This is a genomic window from Rhizobium sp. RHZ01, assembly GCF_014851595.1.
In the GTDB taxonomy this organism is placed as follows: Bacteria; Pseudomonadota; Alphaproteobacteria; order Rhizobiales; family Rhizobiaceae; genus Rhizobium; species Rhizobium altiplani.
Genome location: NZ_JACUZZ010000039.1, coordinates 18427 through 39643, shown reverse-complemented (window position 1 = coordinate 39643; position 21217 = coordinate 18427). Strand labels below are relative to the sequence as shown.

Below are 21217 nucleotides of genomic sequence, written 5' to 3'. Positions count from 1 at the left end.
CGACGAGACGAGGTGAATTCTTTTCAGATCGCGAGGTGGGGCACATGTCGGCTTTAAGGCGGATCGGTCGAACGATCAGCAGGACGATCATTCAGGCCGTGCCCACGATGCTCGGGATCGTCATCCTCAATTTCTTCCTGCTGAAGCTGGCGCCTGGCGATGCGGCCGATGTGATGGCGGCGGAATCCGGCTCGGCCACAGTCGAGACGATGGCGGCACTGCGCGAGCGCTTCGGGCTTGATAACCCGATCCTTGTTCAGCTTGCCAACTATCTGAACAACCTCGCGCATTTCAGCCTTGGCTTTTCGCCGCGCTACGGCATGCCGGTCGCCGATCTGATCGGCCAACGGCTGCCGGGCACCCTGGTGCTGATGCTGGCGGCATTGGCGATTGCAATTGCCGTCGGACTGCTGCTCGGTTCGCTGATGGCCGCCTTCTCCGGGCGCCTTCCCGATCGTATAATTTCCGTCGTCTCTTTGCTCTTCTATTCGATTCCCGGCTTCTGGATCGGCCTGATGCTGATCCTGCTCTTCTCGGTCAAGCTTGGATGGCTGCCGAGCGGCGGAGACAGCACGATTGGCTCGCGGCTGACAGGGTTCCCGGCGCTGCTCGACAGGGCGCGCTACATGGTGCTGCCCGCAACCTCGCTCGCGCTTTTTTACCTTGCGATCTATGCCCGCCTGACGCGCGCCTCGATGCTCGAAGTCAAGTCGCAGGATTTCGTGCGAACCGCGCGCGCCAAGGGTGTCTCGCCCTTCGTGTTGACGACGCGACACGTCCTTCGCAACGCTCTGATCCCTATCACCACCATGGCCGGCATGCACTTTGGCGGGATGCTGGGCGGCGCGGTCGTGGTCGAGACCGTCTATAGCTGGCCCGGCCTCGGGCGCCTTGCCTTCGAAGCCGTCATGGCGCGCGATTTCAGCGTGCTGCTCGGCATTCTCCTCCTGTCTTCCTTCCTCGTGATCGTCGCAAACGCAGCCGTCGACCTGCTGCAGGCGTGGATCGATCCTCGAATTGGAGCAAGCCGATGAATACTCAAAAACTTGGAACACTGGCCGGCCAGGCGATAGACTTCGCGCCACAGAAAAAGGTCGAGCGCGATCAACCAGCACCGGAAGCGCCCAAGCAGCCGCGCTGGACACATATCCACGCCCCCGACGTCCGTGCCTCTGTTTCGGGTACGGCCTGGCGCGGCATGCGTCGGGAATTGAAAGTCTTCCTCGGCAACTACAATGCACTCTTCGGTACAGGCATTCTGCTGCTCGTTGCCCTGTCGGCGTTGTTGGCGCCGCTTCTCTTTCCCGGCGATCCGCTCGAAATGGTTGCGCGCCCCTTCCTGTGGCCCGGGCAGAACCCTGCTTATCCGCTGGGCACGGATTCCATGGGCCGCAATGTGCTTGCCGGCATCGTTCACGGCGCCCGGATATCGCTGACCGTCGGGCTGGCGGCCACCGCGCTCGGCTTGACTGTGGGGATCGCCATCGGCGCCGTCGCCGGCTACTTCGGTGGTCTGATCGACGATATCCTCGTCAAGTTCATCGAGATCTTCCAGACCATTCCGAGCTTCGTGCTGCTCGTCGTTCTCGTGGCAATCGCCCAGCCGACGACAGCGACCGTGACCATCGCCATCGCGATCGTCTCTTGGCCGACGGTGGCGCGACTGACGCGCGCGGAATTCCGGGCCATTCGCGAGAAGGACTATGTGCAGGCTGCCCGCAGCCTCGGCTTCGGCCATTCCCGCATCATCTTCCGCGAGATCCTTCCCAATGCGCTGCCGCCACTGATCGTCACCTCTTCGGTAATGGTGGCAAGCGCGATCCTGATGGAATCGGCGCTCTCCTTCATGGGGCTTGGCGATCCCAACCGCGTCTCCTGGGGCTCGATGATTGGGGCAGGGCGCGATGTCATCCGCACCGCCTGGTACCTGACGGCGCTTCCCGGTCTTGCGATCGTCTTCACAGTGCTTTCGCTCAACCTGATCGGCGATGGTCTGAACGACGCGCTCAACCCGCGCTTTTCGGAGGATCGGTGATGACGAAACTCCTCGAGGTTTCAGACTTCTCAGTGCGTTTTGGGGCCGCCGAACCTGTGAAGGGTGTCAGCTTTTCCGTCAATCCGGGCGAGATGCTCGCCATCGTAGGGGAATCCGGCTCGGGCAAGTCGTTAACGGCCCTCGGCCTCATCGGCCTGTTGCCGCGGCACGCAAAGGCTAAAGGGCAGATCCGCTTCGACGGGCGTGATCTTGTCGGCCTCCCGGAACGGGACCTGCGCCGCATCCGCGGCCGCGACATCGCCATGATCTTTCAGGAGCCGATGACATCGCTCAATCCGGTGCTGACGATCGGCAATCAGATCATCGAAGTGCTGCGCATTCATGAGGATCTCAACCGGCGTCAGGCCCGAGAGCGCGCCATTGCGCTGTTGGATCTCGTCAGCATTCCAGAAGCCCGCCGCCGTATCGACGAGTATCCGCACCAGCTTTCCGGCGGCATGCGCCAGCGCGTCATGATCGCCATCGCTGTTGCCTGCAATCCGAAACTGCTGATCGCCGATGAAGCGACGACGGCGCTTGATGTGACGATCCAGGCGCAGGTGCTGCAGCTGCTCGATAATCTTCGGGTGCAGCTGAACATGGCCGTCATTTTGATCACCCACGATCTCGGCATCGTCGCGCAATGGGCCGATCGCGTCGTCGTCATGTATGCCGGGCGCAAGATCGAGGAGGGACTTCCGGGCGAGGTGTTCGAGAGGCCGTACCATCCCTACACGAATGGCTTGCTGTCGGCTTCGCCGCGGCTGAAGGCGGACTATCACTACCGCGACGGACCGCTCTCGGAGATCCCGGGCTCGATCGTTTCGGCTGCCGGCGAGAAGGGCTGTTCGTTCCGTCCGCGTTGTCCGGTCGCCCGGCCCTCCTGCGCCTCCGTCGTACCGCAACTTATCGCACTGCCGGCCGGCCGGCAGGTGGCGTGCCCCTATGTTCCAGCCATTGCGGAGAACGCCAATGTCGCTTCTGTCGGTTGATCGGCTTTCGACCCATTATCCCGGAGCCGCTGGCACCGTGCGCGCCGTCGATGGCGTGTCGCTTGATATCGCCGAAGGCGAGACGGTGGCGCTGGTCGGCGAGTCCGGCTGTGGCAAATCCACACTCGGCAAGTCGCTGGTGCGGCTCGTCGATCCATCGTCGGGGAGCGTCACTTTCAAGGGCAGGGACGTCACCGCCATGGCGGGGCGCGAACTGCAGTCGGTCCGGCGCAGCATCCAGATGATCTTCCAGGATCCGTTTGCCTCGCTTAACCCGCGGCAGACGATACGCACCATCCTAACGGCTCCTCTCGCGGTTCACGGTATCGGCGAGCGCAAGCAGCGCGAGGCGATCGCCGCGCAGATGGTGGCCCATGTCGGCCTGCCGGCGGATTCGCTCGATCGCTATCCACATGAGTTCTCCGGCGGCCAGCGCCAGCGTATCGGCATTGCCCGTGCGCTCATCCTGCAGCCGGAACTCGTCATCTGCGACGAACCTGTTTCGGCGCTTGACCTCTCGATCCAGGCGCAGATCCTCAATTTGCTGGTCGAGATGAAGACGGAGCTATCGCTTTCCTATCTCTTCATCTCTCACGATCTCTCGGTGGTTCGCTATTTCGCCGATCGCGTGCTCGTCATGTATCTCGGCCGCATCGTCGAGAGCGCTCCGACGAGCGAGCTGTGGAAGGGCGCCAAGCATCCCTATACGCAGGCGCTGCTCGCCGCCGTGCCCGATCCGTCGCGGCGCAAGCAGGCCGCGCCCATATCAGGCGATCTGCCGAGCCCGCACAATCCACCGGCCGGCTGCCGCTTCCATACGCGCTGTCCGCTCGCCACCGATATTTGCCGGTCCGCAGATCCGGCATTCCGCCAGTTCGGCAGCGGCCACGCCGCCGCCTGCCATCACGCTCAGTAAGAAGGAGAATACAATGGTCGATTATCGTTATCTCGGGCGCAGCGCGCTCAAGGTGTCACCGCTCAGCCTGGGAACCATGATGTTCGGGGGCCCGACGCCCGATGACGTCGCGTTCCGCATCATCGACAAGGCCCGCGAGCAGGGCATCAACTTCATCGACACCGCCGACGTCTATCACGACGGCAAGTCGGAAGAGGTCGTCGGCAAGGGCATCAAGGCGCATCGCGATCACTGGGTTCTGGCGACGAAGTTTGTCAATTCGCATAAGAAGGGCCCGAACCTCGGCGGTCATTCCCGCAAGTGGGTCATCGAGACCGTCGAGAATTCGCTGCGCCGTCTCAACACCGACTATATCGACATCCTCTATTTCCACCGCGCTGTCTTCGATGCGCCGCTGGAAGAGCCGGTGCGCGCGATCGCCGACCTGATCCGCGCCGGCAAGCTCCGCTACTTCGGCGTCTCCAACTTCCGCGGCTGGCGCATCGCCGAAGTCGCGCAGTTGGCCGATGAACTTGGCATCGATCGTCCGGTCGCAAGCCAGCCGCTCTACAACATCGTCAACCGCACCGCCGAAGCCGAGCAGCTGCCGGCGGCCCATCACTATGGTCTCGGCGTCGTCTCCTATTCGCCGCTGGCCCGCGGTGTCCTGACGGGCAAGTACGAGCCGGGCAAGGAACCGGCCGCCGATACCCGCGCCGGTCGCGGCGACAAGCGTATCCTCGAGACCGAATGGCGTCCTGAATCGATCGCCATTGCCTCCGAGATCGCTGCCCACGCTACCCGCAAGGGCGTCTCTCCGACCGAGTTCGCGCTCGCCTGGGTGCTGAACAACAAGCTGATCTCGGCGGCCATCGCCGGTCCGCGCACGGAAGAGCACTGGGACAGCTACATCCGCGCGCTCGACGTCAAGCTCGACGCTGAGGACGAGGCGTTGGTCGACCGACTTGTCACGACGGGCCATCCCTCGACGCCCGGCTTCAACGATCCGAGCCATCCGGTCGAAGGTCGCGTGCCGCGTAGCGTCGCAGGCGGTGCCGACAATGTCGTGCCGCTGACACGCGCGGTCGCCTGATCATGACTTCAGGGATCCGCCGATATGGCGGGTCCCTTCTTTTCTTTTTCCGGCCGAGAAGGTTCCCGCATGCCGAATACCGCTCCTTCAGCACTGTCCGCCACCCCGAAACCTGCGGAGGCGGTGAACGATCTCTCGACGCTATTGGCAAAAGTTCCTGATCTGGCGGCCGAAATCGCGAAGGAGGCGGCAAGACGCGATCTGGAAAGGGAGCTTCCATTCGAGGCCTTCCGCCTGTTCAAGGAGGCGGGTCTGGGGGCGCTGCGCATTCCTGTGGCGCTCGGCGGTCCGGGTGGATCCGTTGCCGACTACATCGAAACGATCATGGCGATCGGCGCCGCGGATTCGAATGTCGCTCACGCGCTGCGCAGCCATTTCAATTTCACCGAAAGCCTGATCCTCAGCCCCAGCACTGCTATCGACCGCACACAGCTCAGTCGCGTTCTCTCGGGCAAGCTTTTCGGCGGAGCTCATACGGAGCAGGGCACCAAGCGGCCGGGCGAGGTGACGACACGTTTGACGAGATCGGGGGATAGTTACCGTCTCAACGGCCGCAAATGGTATGCGACGGGCACGGCGTTCTCGGACTTCGCATCATTCAGTGCGAAGAACGATGACGGTGAGTTCGTGAGCGTTTTGCTTCCGGTCGATCGTCCCGGCATCACCATTCTCGACGACTGGGATGGCATGGGCCAGCGGCTGACCGCGAGCGGTGGTGTTCTGCTCGAAGACGTCGAGGTACTGCCGCATGAAATCTCCACGCGCGGCCTCAACACGCTCGTTGGACGCCACACCTCGACCTTGCGGCAGCTGCACCTTGCGGCGTCAATGGCGGGCGCTGTGCGTGGCGCGCTCGCCGAAGGGACGGAATATGTGCGCCGCCAGGCCCGCTCGGCAGCCCATAGCGCGGCAGAAACCGCCAGTGCGGATCCCTTCGTCCAGAAGATTCTCGGTGAGGTCGCCGCCGGCTCCTTTGCCGTCGACACGTTGATCCGTGAAAGCGCGCGTGCGCTCGACAAGACGGCCGCCGCGTTCGCCGCAGGCGATCCGCAGGCGCTGGAGACCGCGTTGATCGAGAGCGCGCTGACGACTGCACGCACACAGATCGTGGCTTCGCAGATTGCACTGGCGGCCGCAACCAACGTCTTCGAACTCGGCGGCGGCTCCGCGACGTCGCGCCATCTCAATCTCGATCGGCACTGGCGCAACATCCGCACCGTGCTCAATCACAATCCCTTGCTGCACAAGGCGAGGGTGGTCGGTGACTTCTACATCAACGGAACCACGACACACCTGGAAGAAGGTAAGGTCTTCTAGTCCCTGCCGCGCAGCGATCGCCACGGAGCCACCATGAGCAAGCTCGATATCGTCGATTTCCATACGCATTTCCTGCCCGAAGGCTGGGAGGTCTACCGCGCGCCCGGTCGCCCGCTCGATCCGCTGTGGGCACGGATCGGCACGAAGATCTCCGATATCGATGCGCTGATCGCAGATAGCGATGCGGCCGGTATCTCGCGCCGCGTGATCGGGGTCGCGCTGTCGATCGTCGCGGCACCTGATGCCGATCTTGGCGCGGTCAGCCGCAAGCTGAACGACGACCTAGCAGCGACGGTTGCGCGCCATCCCGATCGGCTTTTCGCGCTGGCGACCGTGGACACCTTCGGCGGAGAAGAGGCGGCGGTCGAGGCACGGCGCGCCATCGTCGACCTCAATCTGTCCGGCCTATTTCTCGACAGCGCGAGAGGTGACAGGTTGATCGATGCGCCGGAAGCCCGGCCCGTCCTGAGGGTTGCTGCGGAGCTCGGCGTTCCCGTCTTCCTGCATCCCATCAACCCCGAGCCGCTTTCAACGCAGCTGTCCGGCCTCGGCAGGCTCGGGACCCGCTTAAGTCGTGGCACGATCAACGCCGCCGCCGCGATCTCGCTGGTGACGTCGGGCGTCTTCGACGAATTGCCGGAACTTCGGGTCGTCATTACCGCGCTCGGGATTTCGGCACTCGCCCTGACCGGCCCCTTCGGCGAACTGCCGTCCATTTTCGCGGAGGCGCCAGCGGGCAAGCGGCGTCACCTCTATATCGACATCATGCCGTTGGAAGCACGCTTCATCCGCTTCGTGACCAGTCTCGTCGGCGCCGACCATGTTCTGACCGGCAGCGACTGGCCGATCCTTGGGCACGATCCGACGCAGGACGGACTGGCCGCAGCCTTTGCGGCGGCAGGACTGGGCGAGCGTGAAGCCGAACTGATTGCCAGCCGAAACGCCCTCGAACTGCTGAATGGGCGCCATCGCAGTCGCGACAAGCTGATCGCATAAGGGCGTCCGCCCGTTCTCATATCCCGACATATCACGCCCCACCGACGCCGGTGGGAGAGGAGGTCTATTGCGCATCGATCGTATTCCGCATCACTCCGTTGCCATTGTCGGCGGGGGCTTCGCCGGGGCGCTGACGGCGCTCAAGCTGCTCGACCAGACCGAAGTGCCATTGGCGATCACCATCATCGAGCGACGAGAGGAGCTTGGGCGAGGTGTTGCCTACAGCACACCCGATCCGGCCCATCTGGTGAACGGTCCGGCTGAAATCTTCTCCCTCTATCCAGAGGATCCAGGCCATCTCTCGCGCTGGCTCGTCGAGAATGGCCCGGCCTACGGCTGGACGCCTCCCGCCGAGGCGGGCACAAGCAGTCCGCCGCGTTACCTCTATGGAACCTATGTCCGTGACGAGCTCGCGCGTGCGGTCGCGAACGCGCGGCTCGGTTCGACGCTAAGGCATATCCGGTCGTCGGCATCCGGGCTGGTGGCAACGCCGAGCCGGATCCGCATTACCACGGCTGACGGTACCTCTGTGGAGGCGGATGAGGCCGTGCTGGCCCTTGGCGTTTTCCAACCGCGCCTGTCGGCCGCCGAGGCTCAACTCGCCGGTCACCCGCGTTTTGCAGCCAATCCGTGGGACGCACTGGCGCTCGACCGTCTGAAAGGCTGCGAGGAAATTCTCCTGATAGGTTCGAGCCTGTCGATGGTCGATGCCGTGGCCAGCATGGAGGCGCGGGGTTATCGCGGCCGCTACCGCGTGATATCGCGCCGTGGCCAGTTCGTGGAGGGTCGCAGGACTGTCGACGCAGCGCGCGACTTTCTGGCCGATGGCCCGTTGCCATCAACCGCGCGCGAACTGTTGTCGCGCGTCAAGGCTGAACGGCGGTCGATTTCGGCTGAGGGTGCAGACTGGCAAGGGCTGCCCTTGGCGATCCGCCCCCATATTCTCTCGCTGTGGCAAGGGGCCAGCGATCGTGAGCGTCTGCGGTTCACCCGGCATCTCAGGGCCTACTGGGACGTTACCGCGCATCGCTCGGCGCCGGAAAGCCACGCGATTATCGAGCGGGTGATTTCGGAAGGTCGGCTGGAGCATGGCCGCGCCCGTATCCTTGGATTTGCCATTGAGGGCAGCGAGATCACCGCCAGCCTGAAGACAGCGACAGGCGTTGGGACGGTGCCGTTCGACGGCGTGATCGATTGCCGTGGCCATCAGTTGCATGATTGGCGCCGGGTATCCGACCCCTTCGTGAAGAGCCTGCTCGCGAGCGGCGAGGTTCGCCCTCACAGCACCGGCTATGGCATTGATGCGACGCCGGCGGGTGATCTCATCAACGAGGAGGGGCTCGTCCACCGTAATCTCAGCGCCATCGGCCATCCGCTGCGGGGCGTTGCATGGGAGTCGAGTTCGATCACCGAGCAGCGCGCCCAGGCGATTGCACTCGCCGATCGTATCCTCACGAAATTCACGCCCGTCCGCGTCGCGTGATCTCACCTCCAAAAGCAAAAGGGGCGCATCGACGATGCGCCCCTTTCCTGTGCAGGTCCTGCCGCCGCACCTCAGCCTTCGCCGTCCTTGATGTAGACATCAGCGAAGTTGGACTGCACACCCTCGGCCCCGATCGTGTGGTTCTTGACCCGCTTGTTGAAGACGGTGACGTTCTCCAGTGAAATCAGGTTCACCACCGGCACTTCGTCGGCAACGATCTTCTGGAAGGCGAAGAATTGCTGCTTGCGTTTCGCATCGTCGATCTCGACGGATGCGGCTTCGAGCAGCTTGTCCACCTCCGGGTTGTTGTAGTGACTGGCGTTCGAGAAGGGCAGGCCGAGCTTGAAATTCTTCGACCAGTAGATGCGCTGCACGCCAAGCGTTGGATCGAACTGGTTGCCGAGATATTCGGCCGTCACGTCGAAGGCACGGTCGGTGTAGACCTTCTTGATGTAGGTGGAGAAGTCGTAGGAATCGATCGTGGCGTTGATGCCGATGCGCGTCAGGTTCTGCTTCAGATATTCGGCGACCCGCTTGAAGCCTTCGTTGTAGGAATTGTGGGTCAGTCGCAGGTTGAAGCGGACGCCGTCTGCTCCGCGCTTGTAGCCGGCCTCGTCGAGCAGCTGTTCAGCGGCTTTCAGGTCGAAGGCGTAGGGCTTGATCGAGGTGTCGAGATAGCGCGGCAGGAAGGTGCTGATCGGGGTCGGCGAAACATGGCCGTAGCCGTACCAGACGGTGTTCAGGATGACGTCGAGGTCGATGGCGTGGGCGATCGCGCGGCGAACGCTGACATTCTTCAGATACTCGTTGTCGAGATTGAAGATCAGCTGCGTCTGGTCGCCCTTGGTCTCGTAGCCGCGTGAATCGACGGCAATGTTCGGCAGTGCCTTCACACGTTCGAGATCGCTCAGCGGAATGGGATTGTCGCCGCCGATATCGAATTCGCCGGTCTCAAAACCGGCGGCGCGGGCCGCGCCATCAGGCACGAAGCGCACAATGACCTGGTCGAGATAGGGTTTGCCGGCATCCCAGTAATCAGGATTACGCTCGAGGATGATATGCGATCCGCGTACCCACTCCTTGAAGACGAATGGCCCCGTGCCGATCGGGGCACTGCCATTCGGATTGGTTGGGACGTCAGCGATCTTGACGCCGTCATAGACGTGCTTGGGCACGATCGGCGACTCGGCCCCGTAGAGAGCACTCAGCAGATAGGGCGCCGGTTTGGAAAGCCGGATCACGGCGGTCAGCGGATCGGGCGTTTCGACCTTTGTGACATTGGCGAAGGTGCCGCGCCCGCGCGGGTGGACCTGCTTCAGAAGCTCGATGGAATAGGCAACATCGTCGGATGTGAAGGGCTTGCCGTCATGCCACTTGACGTTCGGGCGGAGCTTGAAGGTGTAGTTCAGTCCATCGTCGCTGATCGACCATTCCGTGGCGAGCTGTGGTTTCGGCGTCAGATCGAAATCGTAGGTCAAAAGGCCTTCGGTGATCTTCGGACTTACCTTCTGGGTGCCGCCAGCCGTGTGGGCCAGCGTCAGGATCGTCGGCGGCTCCGGCTCGACGATGAAATTTAGCGTGCCGCCCTTTGTCGGCGCCGCAGTCTCGGCGAAGGCGCTAAGCGGCAGGAATGCGGTAAGGCCCGTCGCGGCGAGAAGTTTGTTGAGCTGGCGTCTGCTGATGTCCATGAATACCCCCTGAATTGCGATGGACGCCTCTATCAAAGCGTCGTCGCCGGCATCATCGGGCAGCGTGGAGGAGAATTGGAAGAATGTTTTTCTCCCTGTCCTGAAAAGGAAAACTTCGCGTCCGGGTATCCGGAGTGGGCGTGGGTTGTTGTAATCTACTAAAAATATAGACATTCACAAAAATGAGTTTTTGCATCTCCGATCAATGCTCGCGGCGCAAGAAAATGCTCCGTCGGAAGGGCTGGAAGGAAAGGCGGTTCTCGTCTTCATAGGCAGGTTTGTGGTGCAATCACGCAATGAGCACCTTTGCCGACTCCCGCAGAAAAGCAATCCAGCCCACGCTTGCGCGACTGCCGCCGCTGACATCGCTGCGGGCCTTCGTCGCGACGGCGCGACATCTCAATTTCGTTCGTGCTGCCGAAGAGTTGCATGTGACGTCGGCTGCGGTCGGTCAACAGATCCGCCTGCTGGAAGACTATCTCGGCCAGCCGCTCTTCAACCGGGTGCGTGGCCAGTTGAATCTGACGCCGGCCGGGCTGGCATTGGTGCCTGGACTGACCGGGGCCTTCGATGCGGTTCTGACCGCCATGGCTCAGTTCGTGCAGAGCGATCATGAACAGCCGATCCGCGTTTCGGTCGCCCCGTCCTTTGCCAGCAAGTGGCTCATCCCGCGCCTCGATGCGCTGCGGCGGGCCGCCCCGCGCCTTCAGGTCCTGGTCGATGCGTCGACCCAGTTGACGAACCTTGATGCAGGCGACGCCGATTGCGTGATCCGCTACGGCAGCGGTCCATATCCGGGGCTCATCGTTGACCATCTCTTTTCCGAGGCCGTGCTGCCGGTCTGCAGCCCGGAGTTTGCGGATACGTATGGGCTGTGGGGCAAGCCGGAGGCGATCGAAGACGTGCCGCTGCTGCATGAGGAGGGCGCCGAGCATGACCAATCCTGCCCGGATTGGGGTGGATGGTTGCGCGCCGCCGGGCTTTCCTACCTGCCGTCGCAGGGTGGTTTTCGTCTCAACCAGTCCTCCCTCGTCCTTGATGCAGCGCTGGCGGGGCAGGGGCTGGGGCTCGGCAAGATCCGGCTGGCGGAAGCAGAGATCCGCTCCGGGCGGCTGGTCTGCCCCTTTGGCGTGCCGCAGCCCGTCAGTTCGTCCTATTTCTTCGCCACCACGGCGCATACGGCGCGACTGATGCGCGTCGATCTGTTTCGCGAGTGGTTGCTTGCCGAAGCGCGGGCCTTGCAGACAATGGACGAGATCATCGCGCGCCGTATCCGACCGGCGGCAGACATGATGGCGGCCGAGTAACGTCGTCCCAGACGCCTTGCCTCTACTTGAGTGGGAAGCCCAGCCTGCGCGCGGCCGCGGCTAGCACGTGCCGGCCCTTCAGCGCCTCGACCGTGCCAATACGATTGCGGACCTGATCCGTCCAGTCGATCGCCGGCATCGCCTGCTCCGCCTGAAAGCTTCTCAATGCCTTGTTGTAGCCGGCAAGATCCCGCGCCCGGGCGTCATCCGCATATTGCTCACGATGCAGGACCGTCGATTGCGGCAGGCGTGGCTTTACGCCGGCGGGCTGCGCCGGATCGGGAAAGCCGACCGTCAGGCCGAAGACCGGGAAGACGCCGTCCGGCAAGGCGAGTTCCCGGGCCACCGTTTCCGGATCGTTGCGGATCGCACCGATGTAGCACGTCCCAAGCCCGAGCGATTCAAAGGCAACGACCGCATTCTGCGCCGCAAGTGCCGCATCGATCACGCCAAGCAGAAAGCTCTCGATATAGTCGAGGCCGTCGCCCGCCGAGCCGCCGTCCGCTGCGATCGCCCGAGGCCGGGAAAGGTCCGCGAGCCAGACGAGCAGGAGGGGTGCCTGGGCGATCTGGCGCTGATTGCCGGCAACGGCGTTCAGGCGGTTACGGCGCTCGGGGTCCTCGACGGCGACGACACTCCATGCCTGCAGGTTGGAGGAGCTGGCAGCCGACTGCGCGGCGGCAACGGCAAGTTCGACAGCGGTGTGTGGAACCGGATCCGGCAAATAGCTGCGCACGCTGCGGTGGGAGAGCAGCGTATCGATCGTTTCGTTCCAGTCGCTGCCGAGGTGCTGCGCCTGGCGATAGCGTTCGGCTGATAGCGTCGCCAGCCGGTCGGTGCCGGTTGGTTTTGCCGCAAGGGATGGTGTCATGGGAGCGTCCTTTCCGGGCCGCTATTCCGCCGCGGTGGCGTAGGGGTTGTGGGGTCGCGTGAGGCCAAGGTGATCGCGCAATGTGCGCCCGGTGTATTCGTGCCTGAACAAGCCGCGGCGACGCAGGATCGGAACCACTTCATCGACGAAGACCTCAAGCCCATGCGGCAGCACATCGGGCATGAGGTTGAAACCATCAGCCGCACCGGCGGTGAACCATGTCTCGATATCGTCAGCGATCGCGGCAGGCGTTCCGACAATCGTGCGATGCCCGGTGCCGCCGTTGAGCGCGCGTATCAGGCCTCGAACGGTCAATCCCTGCCGCCGCGCCAGCGCCAACGTGGCCTGGAAGAACGTGTGCCCGCCGTCAGCCGGCAACGGTATGTCCTCAGGCAATGGCTTGTCGAGTTCGAGCTTCTTCTGATCGACCTGCAGGACACCGGCCAGCCGGGCAAGGCTGTACTCCAGCGGAATGAGGTCGCGCAGCTCTTCCTGTCTGCGCCTTGCTTCCGCTTCGGTGCTGCCGATGATGGTGGCGAGGCCCGCAAGCACAAGGATGCTGTTTTCCGGGCGACCGTAACGAGCGGCGCGACGACGCAAATCCCTGGCGTAATCCAGAGACTCTTCGAAGGATTGTGAGGCGGAGAACACGGCTTCGGCATGTTCGGCGGCGAGCGCGCGCCCGTCGTCTGATCCGCCCGCCTGCACGAGAACCGGGTGCCCCTGTGGCGGGCGCGGGATATTGTGCGGCCCATGCACGGAGAAGTGCTTGCCGTTGTGAGCGATCGGATGCACGCGGCCGGGATCGACGAAACGTCCCGTCGCGACGTCGCCGACGAAGGCCTCTTCCTCCCAGCTGTCCCATAGCGCCTTGACCACGGAGGCAAATTCGCCGGCCCGCTCATAGCGGCTCGCATGGGCCACGGGCTTTTCGAGGCCGAAATTCCGGCTTTGCGCCAGATCCGCGCTGGTGACGATGTTCCAGCCCGCGCGCCCGCCGCTGGCATGGTCGAGCGTCGCGAAGCGCCGGGCGATATTGTAGGGCTCGTTGTAAGTGGTGGAGGCCGTGCCGATCAGCCCGATCCGTTCCGTGCTGGCCGCAACAATCGCAAGCACGATCGTCGGTTCCAGCGAAGTCAGTGGGCGGAAGTCGATGCGGTCCGATATGGCCGCCTGGTCGGCCAGGAAGACGGCATCGAAGGTGCCTCGTTCCGCGATGCCAGCGACCTTGATGTAGTGGTTGATGTCGAAGGAGGCGCGCGGGTCGCTGCCTTCCATGCGCCAGGCCGCCGGGGAGAACCCCGAGTGCAGGATATTGATGTTGAGATGAAGCTGCCGTCGGCTCATTGGAATATCCCCGGCTCGGGATAGTCGCCAGTCAAAAACCAGGAGCCGACATTGCGGGTCTTGTACTCTGCCGGATTGTGGAGCGTATGGATGCGGACGTTGCGCCAGAAACGATCGAAGCCGTAGGGGCGCACGGCCGAACGGGCGCCCATCACCTCGAATATTTCGCTGGTGACGTCGAGCGCCACCTTGCCGGCCAGGACATTGGCGGAAGCCACGGCGATCGCGGTCGCGCCGCGCTCCTCTGCCGTGAGCGCCGGGCCCTTGGCATAGGCTGCATCGATGGCGACTGCAGCCCTGTCGGCCAGCGCGGTTGCGGCCTGCACCTTGGTCCAGAGTTCACCGTACTGTCGCTTGATCCACGGGTCGTCCGAATGGCGTTCGACACCGGAGTAGATCCACGGCCGAGACTTCGTGATCGTATAATCCCGCGCTGCGATCAGGGCGCCTTGCGCGCTGCCGATGAAGACGTTGAGGAGAACGCTCTGCTGTTGCTGCGGAATGAGAAGGGCAGCCGGATCCCTGGGGCGTTCCGGCAGGATCTCTTCATCCTTCACCGCCACATCCTTGTAGAGGACGCGACCGCTGCCGGTCTGCCGTTGGCCAATCCCATCCCAATCGTCGGCTATCGTTATGCCGTCGCGATTGGCGGGAATATAGGCGAAGCTGCGGGCGTTTGTTTCCTCGTCCTCCCATGCGACCATCAAATAGTCGGCGACATGCGAGCCGGAGGCGAATGGCCGATAGCCGTTCAAGAGGACGCCACCTTCTATCCTTTTGCCGAAGAGGCTTTTGGAGAAGCTGTTCGTTGTATTGCCCCAAAACCACCGACCCTCGGCTGATTGCCGCAGGATCGCGGCCGATCGTTCGTCGCTGGCCCCCGTCAGGGCATTCTGAATCGGGCTGAAGTGATAGCCGAACAGGTGGCCAAGCGAGCCGTCGACCTTGGCGAATTCGCGCACGATGCGCAGAGCTGTCGAATAGGGTTGTCCCTCGCCACCGAATTCCGTGGGAATGAGGAGATTGACGAGGCCGCTCTCCTTGAGAAGCCGGACCTGCTCCGTCGGCCTCCCGCCCTGTTGATCCCGCTCGACGGCATCGACAGCGAAGATATTCCTGAGTTCGACCGCCTTGGCGAGATAGGGATCGGTCTGGTCCGGCTCGAAGAGGAGGGGAGGTAGCAGGGCTGGTTCGAAGCCTGAGGGCTTTACGGTCATCGTCTTATCTCCGTCAGTCGTGAAGTCGCGGAAAGCCATGCCGCTCTGAAAGCAGATCGAGAATGCGGCTGGTCTTGGAGACGAAGCGCTTGCCTTTCCAGTCCGCAGCATCGGGTGGCGGGTTGGATGCGAGGACCAGCACCGGCAAGGACTGGTTTTCCTCGCCCACCGCCTCGATGACCTGCGTGCGCGGGCGAGGGAAGTGAACTCTCCGCACCTCAATGCGGGCGGCAAGTTCGGGGAAGCTCGAAAGCAAGCCCTCGATCGCGTTGCAATGGGGGCAGACGAAGGTCTGGCCGGGGTGCTTCGGATCCGAGAAGCCGGGAGCGATGAGAAAAAGCGTATCGCGGCTCATGTCTGTTCTCCTTACTCGGCCGCGACTGCGCCGCGATTGACGGCATGGCTGTTTTCGGGGCGCTTGAGGCCGAGGTTTTCGCGCAACGTCGTGCCCTCATATTCATGGCGGAAAAGACCGCGGCGGCGCAGTTCCGGCACCACAAGCTCGATGAAATCCGCAAGGCCACCCGGCATGATCGGCGCCATGATGTTGAAGCCGTCGGCGCCATAATTTTCGAAGCGCTCTTCCAGCGTATCGGCAATGTCAGTTGGCGTTCCCACCACTTGCCAGTGACCGCGCGCGCCGGCGATGCGGAGGTAGAGCTGCCGGATCGTCAGCTTCTCACGCCGGGCGAGGTCCAGAACCAGCGCCTGACGGCTCTTGCCGGCATTCGTCGCAGGCGGATTTTCGGGCACCGGTCCATCAAGCGGATATTCCCTGAGGTCGACGCCGGATAGCTGGGAAATCAGGTTCAACCCGACCTCCGGTTGAATCAGTTCCTGAAGGGATTCGAACTTTTCCTGGGCCTCCGATTGTGTGCGGCCGACGACCGGGAAAATGCCGGGCAGGATCTTCAGGTCGTCATGCGAGCGACCGTATTTGGCAAGCCGTCCCTTGACGTCGGCGTAGAAGCCGGTCGCTTCCTCGAGCGTGATCTGGGCGGCAAAGATGGCTTCCGCCGTGCGGGCGGCAAGCTCCTTGCCAGGTTCGGAGGCGCCCGCCTGGACGACAACCGGTCGCCCCTGTGGCGAGCGCGGAATGTTGAGCGGGCCGCGGACCTTGAAATGCTTTCCAGTGTGATCGAGGCGATGCAGCTTCGCCGGGTCGAAGTAGCGGCCGCTTTCGCGATCCCGCAAGAAAGCATCGTCTTCCCAGCTGTCCCAGAGGCCGAGCACCACATCAGCAAATTCCTCGGCTCGTTCATAGCGGTCGGAATGGAGGATCTGAGCCTCGTGGCCGAAATTGAAGGCGGCGTCAGGGTCGGAGGAAGTCACGAGGTTCCAGCCGGCCCGGCCGCCGCTCAGCCGGTCGAGCGAGCCGAATTGCCGCGCGAGATTGTAGGGATCGGAGTAGCTGGTGGACGCCGTGGCGATCAGCCCGATATTGCGGGTAACGGAGGACAGCGCGGAGAGCAGGGTGATCGGCTCAAAGGGATAGACACCGCTGTGAGCCTTGCGGCTCGCAGCCTCGACATCCTTGATGCGCGCGGCGACACCGTCTGCGAAGAAAATCGTGTCGAACTTCGCCGCTTCGGCGAGCTTAGCCAGTTCCACGTAGTTCTCGAATTCGGTGCCGACGGAGGCTTTCGGATGACGCCATGCGGCCACGTGATGCCCGGTGAAGAGCAGAAATGCGCCGAGTTTGATCTTGTCCTTGCGTCTCGCCATTGCGGTCCCTTTCAGCGATAGATGGCCGGCACGGGAAATTCACCAGTCAGCAGCCATGTGCCGACGGTGCGCTTCTTGTACTCGGCGGGATTGTGGAGCGTGTGCGTTCTGACGTTGCGCCAGAAGCGGTCGAAGCCGTTGGCAATGGTCGCGGAGCGGGCGCCCATCACCTCGAAGATCTCGCTGGAGACGGCAAGTCCGACTTCACCGGCATAGAGGTTGGCCGTCGCGACATCGATCGCGGCTGCGCCACGGCCCGCGGTGGTCAGCGAAGGCCCTTCGGCGTAGGCGGCATCGAGGCTGCGCGCCGCCTTGTCGGCCAGCTCCGTTGCCGCCAGCGTTCGAATGTAGAGGTCGCCATATTGGCGCTTGACCCAGGGGTCGTCGGTGTGCCGCTCGACGCCGGAATAGACCCATGGCCGCGAACTCGTCGCCGTATAGCCGCGGCCTTCCTCCAGTATACCCTGCGCGCTGCCGACGAAGACATTGAGGAGCACGCTCTGCTGGAGGAGCGATGTGAGGGAGGAGTAGGGCGTCAGCGGCACGTCGGGCGAGCTGATCAATTCGTCGTCGTGAACCTCAAGATTCACGAAGCGGACCGTGCCGCTGCCGGTCTGCCTCTGGCCGATGCCGTCCCAGTCATTCACGATGACAATGCCTTCCCGGTCGGCGGGAACGGCGGCGGTCAGCCGGGCGCCGTTTGCATTTTCCCAGGAGATCTGGATGTAATCGGCGATATGCGTGCCCGAGGAGAATGGGCGACTGCCGTTGATGATCCAGCCCGTTGCCGTCCGTTCGCCGCTCGACGTCTTCGACAAGGCGTTCCCGGAATTGCTCCAGATCCAGCCGCCGGCCGCCGAGCCGGTCAGCCATTTCTCTTTCTGCGCCGCCGAGCCGCGAAACAGGATGAGGTTGAGCGGCAGATGATGGTAGCCGAACAGGTGCGCGAGCGAACCGTCGGTCTTGGCAAACTCCCGGACGATACGCAGGATCGTCAGCCATGAGGCGCCCTGGCCGCCATATTCCCTGGCGATCTGCGCGGAGGGCAGGCCGCTAGCCTTCAGAAGCCTGATCTGCTCGACGGGGCTGCCGCCCTGTTTGTCTCTCTCGACGGCATCACGGTGGAACGCCTGACGCAGCTCGGCCGCTTTTACTAGCAACGTGTCGTCAGCATTTGTTTCGAACGGCATTTTGCCTCCGGGAATGACGGTGAAAGGGGCGTTCACCCCTCTATTTCCCGTCAACGGTTGGCTGGCCGGCGGTTCAAGTCCAGAAATATCTGTTTGATTTCACGGAAAGAAATTCTTTCGCCGGCGCGCTCAATTCCTGCGTTTCGTCGGGGTGCTCATCGACGAAAACATCATCCCGTCAAATCGCGGAAATTGAGTAGCTGTTCCTCTGTGGTGCGCCGACTTCGAACAATCGTTCAGACGCAATTATTCTTTCCCGGACGAGAAGAAACTTTCACTTCGGCTTTCGAGGCACAGAACTGAAGCTTCCCCTCAGCGGACCACAATCCAAACCCGAGAGGAGCTCTTCGCGTGTCCATCAACCGTCGCAGTTTCAACCAGCTGATGTTGCTTGCAAGCGCCAGCACCCTCATCCCGTCGATCTCCTTTGGACAAGGCGCTGCACCGGCGACGGGCGGCACCTTGAACTGGCTCTACCGGGTGGATCCGGGCAATGCTCTCTTTGCCATCAACACGTCGTCGGGCACCGGCCAGGCGATCGGCCCGAAGATCGTTGAGGGCCTGCTCACCTTCGACCTCGATGTCAGGCCGCAGCCGCTCCTGGCAACGGAATGGGCGGTCTCCGATGACAATCTTCGCTACACATTCAAGCTTCGCAAGGGCGTGAAGTGGCACGACGGCAAGGACTTCACATCCGATGACGTCGCCTTCTCGATCTTCCGACTGAAGGAAGCGCATCCGCGCGGTCGCATCACCTATCAGAACGTGGTGGCGGTCGAGACGCCGGATCCGCTCACCGCGATTATCGTGTTGTCGAAGCCTGCCCCGTTCTTGCTTGCTGCGCAGTCGAGCTCGGAATCGCCGATCGTGCCGAAGCACATCTTCGAGAAACTGGCGCCGGGTGACGGGCAGACGCTGCAGACCGCGATCGGCACAGGCCCCTTCAAGCTGACGGAATGGGTGGCCGGCAGCCATCTGATCTTCGAACGCAATCCCGACTATTGGGATGCGGGCAAGCCCTATCTCGACCGCATCATCCTGCGCATCGTCACCGATCCGGCCGCCCGGTCCGCGGCCCTGGAGACAGGTGAAGCCGACATCGGCGACAATCCGGTGCCGCTTGCCGATCTCGACCGGCTGAAGCAGGTCCCCAATCTCATCGTCGACACGACCACCTACGCCTATTCCGGCCCGCAGCAGCAGCTGTTCTTCAACTACGACAATCCGCTGTTTGCCAAGCGCGAGGTCCGGCTTGCCATCGCACAGGCCATCAACCTGCAGGAAATCGTCGACGTCGCGCTCTATGGTTATGCGCAGGTGTCGCCCAGCCCGGTCAGCACGGCCTTGCCTCAGTGGTACGACAAGAGCGTCGTGGCCCATCCCTACGATACGGCCGCAGCCGAAAAGCTGCTGGATGAGGCGGGCTATCCCCGCAAGGCGGATGGCAAGCGCTTCGATCTCCGGCTGACCTACAACTCGTACCTGCCGCAAGGCTATGCCGATGTGCTGAAAAGCCAGCTGGAAAAGATCGGTGTCGGAATCGAGATCAAGAAATACGACCTGCCGACCTTCCTGAAGACAGTCTACACCGACCGCGCCTTCGACCTCGTCGTGGAGTCGCTTTCCAACACTTTCGATCCGTCGCTCGGCATCCAGCGCGCCTACTGGAGCAAGAACTTCAAGATCGGGCTGCCGTTCTCGAATGCCAGCCACTACGCGAATGCAGAGGCGGATGCGCTGCTCGAGGCGGCCGCGATCGAGCCCGACGAGAAGAAGCGCTGGGAGGTCTGGAGCAAGTTCCAGCACCTCATCCACGACGAAGTCGCCTCTGTCGACCTCGTCGCCGCCGGCGCCCAGATCGTCGCCAACAAGCGGGTCAAGAACTACGTCACCGGATCGCAGGGCCTCAACTGGAGCTTCGGCGATCTGTGGCTCGATCCGAACGCTTGATGTCGAGGAGCAGGAAACATGTCCAAATATCTGATAGACAAGGCCACATTGATCGATTGGCTGGGCGATGAGCTGGAATTGGCGGTGCTTGATATCCGCCCGGCCGAAGACGTCGGCTATGCGTCGCCGCTGTTTGCGACGAACCTGCCGGCCGAGCGCCTGGACGTCGAACTCGACCGCTTCGTGCCGCGCCGTAGTGTTCGCACGGTTCTGGCCGATGGCGGCGACGGCAATGCCGAAGCGGCGGTCAGCCGTTTGCGGCAAGCGGGCTGGACGGATATCCACTTCTTGGAAGGGGGCATTCCCGCCTGGGTGGAAGGCGGCGAAGAGCTTCCGACATTCGATATTCCCGGCGTTCCCTTTGTCACCAGGGTGCGTGAGGAGAAGAAGACGCCAGTGACGTCCGCCGTGGAACTGAAAGCGCTGCGCGATCAGGGTCAGGACGTCATCGTCCTCGATACGCGCACGCTCGCCGAATACGAGAAGGCTCATGTGCCGGGCGCCGTCGGCGTTCCCGGGGCCGAACTGTTGCTGCGTTTCCAGGACCTCGTCCCCTCGGCGAAAACAAAGGTCGTCGTTTCCTGCGCCGGCCTGCCACGCGCCATTCTCGGAGCCCAGACGCTGATCGATGCCGGCGTTGCGAACGCCGTCTCCTATCTCGGCGACGGCACGCGTGGCTGGACGGATGCCGGTTTCGAACTGGAGACCGGGCGCACCGCCTCTTACGGTGAGCCAAGCGAAGAGGCGCGCCAATTTGCGCTTGAGCGCGGTGATAGCCTTTCTGCAAAGGACGTCCTGACGCTCATCGATCGACAGACTGCCGAGCGATGGAACGCCGATCCGGCGCGCACGACCTACCTGCTCGATGTTCGCACGCCGGAGGAATTCGCGCGCGCGAGCCTTCCCGGATCGATCTCGTCCGAGGGCGGACAGCTTCTCGGCGTGGCCTATAGGACAATCGCCGTTCGCGGCGCCCGCGTCGTGTTGATCGACGATCTGCTGGGATCGCGTGCCCGCATCGTCGCCCACTGGCTGGCCCGCCGCGGCTTCGAAATCGCGATCCTGCTTCACGATTTCGAGGCGGAGAAGCGGGCAGCCGCTTGAGGCGAGG

General features: G+C 62.9%; 18 protein-coding genes. 11 read left to right on the top strand and 7 right to left on the bottom strand.

Going from position 1 to position 21217, the window contains the following annotated elements; translation table 11 throughout:
• The first annotated feature begins 44 nt into the window (after window positions 1–44).
• From IB248_RS28365 to IB248_RS28330, 8 genes are all read left to right on the top strand, one after another.
• A complete protein-coding gene (locus IB248_RS28365) occupies window positions 45–1034 on the top strand; it encodes an ABC transporter permease (protein ID WP_192242006.1) in 990 nt (329 codons plus the stop codon).
• Window positions 1031–2035, top strand: coding sequence for an ABC transporter permease (locus tag IB248_RS28360; protein WP_062370626.1), 1005 nt, complete (start codon window positions 1031–1033; stop codon window positions 2033–2035). Before IB248_RS28365 ends, IB248_RS28360 begins: the two co-directional genes overlap by 4 nt.
• Window positions 2035–3027 carry an ABC transporter ATP-binding protein gene (locus tag IB248_RS28355; protein WP_192242005.1) on the top strand — a complete coding sequence of 331 codons (993 nt, stop codon included), beginning with the start codon at window positions 2035–2037 and terminating at the stop codon, window positions 3025–3027. The genes IB248_RS28360 and IB248_RS28355 overlap by 1 nt, the downstream gene beginning before the upstream one ends.
• Window positions 3008–3943 carry an oligopeptide/dipeptide ABC transporter ATP-binding protein gene (locus IB248_RS28350; RefSeq protein ID WP_018859508.1) on the top strand — a complete coding sequence of 312 codons (936 nt, stop codon included), beginning with the start codon at window positions 3008–3010 and terminating at the stop codon, window positions 3941–3943. Before IB248_RS28355 ends, IB248_RS28350 begins: the two co-directional genes overlap by 20 nt.
• A gap of 13 nt (window positions 3944–3956) precedes the next feature.
• The gene (locus IB248_RS28345; RefSeq protein ID WP_192242004.1) at window positions 3957–5015 is read left to right on the top strand and encodes an aldo/keto reductase; all 1059 of its coding nucleotides are present in this window, start codon (window positions 3957–3959) and stop codon (window positions 5013–5015) included.
• Between the two features lie 69 nt (window positions 5016–5084).
• Window positions 5085–6332: an acyl-CoA dehydrogenase family protein gene (locus IB248_RS28340; RefSeq protein ID WP_113470664.1), complete on the top strand. Its 1248-nt coding sequence runs from the start codon at window positions 5085–5087 to the stop codon at window positions 6330–6332.
• A gap of 33 nt (window positions 6333–6365) precedes the next feature.
• Window positions 6366–7328 carry an amidohydrolase family protein gene (locus IB248_RS28335; protein ID WP_192242003.1) on the top strand — a complete coding sequence of 321 codons (963 nt, stop codon included), beginning with the start codon at window positions 6366–6368 and terminating at the stop codon, window positions 7326–7328.
• Between the two features lie 67 nt (window positions 7329–7395).
• The gene (locus IB248_RS28330; RefSeq protein WP_192242002.1) at window positions 7396–8811 is read left to right on the top strand and encodes an FAD/NAD(P)-binding protein; all 1416 of its coding nucleotides are present in this window, start codon (window positions 7396–7398) and stop codon (window positions 8809–8811) included.
• A gap of 71 nt (window positions 8812–8882) precedes the next feature.
• Here the strand turns inward: IB248_RS28330 and IB248_RS28325 are convergent, their stop codons facing one another.
• Window positions 8883–10499, bottom strand: a complete 1617-nt coding sequence (locus IB248_RS28325; protein ID WP_192242001.1) for an ABC transporter substrate-binding protein — start codon at window positions 10497–10499, stop codon at window positions 8883–8885.
• Window positions 10500–10795: 296 nt separating this feature from the next.
• Here IB248_RS28325 and IB248_RS28320 point away from each other — a divergent pair, with 296 nt between their 5' ends.
• On the top strand, window positions 10796–11806 hold the full coding sequence (locus tag IB248_RS28320) for a LysR substrate-binding domain-containing protein (RefSeq protein WP_192242000.1): 1011 nt from the start codon (window positions 10796–10798) through the stop codon (window positions 11804–11806).
• 22 nt (window positions 11807–11828) lie between these two features.
• Here the strand turns inward: IB248_RS28320 and IB248_RS28315 are convergent, their stop codons facing one another.
• The 6 genes from IB248_RS28315 to IB248_RS28290 are packed head-to-tail and all read right to left on the bottom strand — an operon-like array spanning window position 11829 to window position 18156.
• The gene (locus tag IB248_RS28315) at window positions 11829–12677 is read right to left on the bottom strand and encodes an NADPH-dependent oxidoreductase (protein ID WP_192241999.1); all 849 of its coding nucleotides are present in this window, start codon (window positions 12675–12677) and stop codon (window positions 11829–11831) included.
• A gap of 21 nt (window positions 12678–12698) precedes the next feature.
• Window positions 12699–14024, bottom strand: a complete 1326-nt coding sequence (locus IB248_RS28310) for an LLM class flavin-dependent oxidoreductase (protein WP_192241998.1) — start codon at window positions 14022–14024, stop codon at window positions 12699–12701.
• Window positions 14021–15241: an acyl-CoA dehydrogenase family protein gene (locus IB248_RS28305; RefSeq protein WP_192241997.1), complete on the bottom strand. Its 1221-nt coding sequence runs from the start codon at window positions 15239–15241 to the stop codon at window positions 14021–14023. Before IB248_RS28305 ends, IB248_RS28310 begins: the two co-directional genes overlap by 4 nt.
• 13 nt (window positions 15242–15254) lie before the next feature.
• Window positions 15255–15596, bottom strand: a complete 342-nt coding sequence (locus IB248_RS28300) for a DUF3088 domain-containing protein (RefSeq protein WP_192241996.1) — start codon at window positions 15594–15596, stop codon at window positions 15255–15257.
• An 11-nt stretch (window positions 15597–15607) separates the two neighbouring features.
• Window positions 15608–16966, bottom strand: a complete 1359-nt coding sequence (locus tag IB248_RS28295) for an LLM class flavin-dependent oxidoreductase (RefSeq protein ID WP_192241995.1) — start codon at window positions 16964–16966, stop codon at window positions 15608–15610.
• A gap of 11 nt (window positions 16967–16977) precedes the next feature.
• Entirely contained in the window at window positions 16978–18156 is a 1179-nt protein-coding gene (locus tag IB248_RS28290) for an acyl-CoA dehydrogenase family protein (protein WP_192241994.1), read from the bottom strand.
• A gap of 351 nt (window positions 18157–18507) precedes the next feature.
• Between IB248_RS28290 and IB248_RS28285 the strand changes: the two genes are divergently transcribed.
• Both IB248_RS28285 and IB248_RS28280 read left to right on the top strand, forming a co-directional pair.
• Window positions 18508–20106 (top strand): ABC transporter substrate-binding protein, encoded by a 1599-nt coding sequence (locus tag IB248_RS28285; protein ID WP_192241993.1) that lies wholly within the window; start codon window positions 18508–18510, stop codon window positions 20104–20106.
• An 18-nt stretch (window positions 20107–20124) separates the two neighbouring features.
• Entirely contained in the window at window positions 20125–21210 is a 1086-nt protein-coding gene (locus tag IB248_RS28280) for a rhodanese-like domain-containing protein (RefSeq protein ID WP_192241992.1), read from the top strand.
• Window positions 21211–21217: the final 7 nt, after the last annotated feature.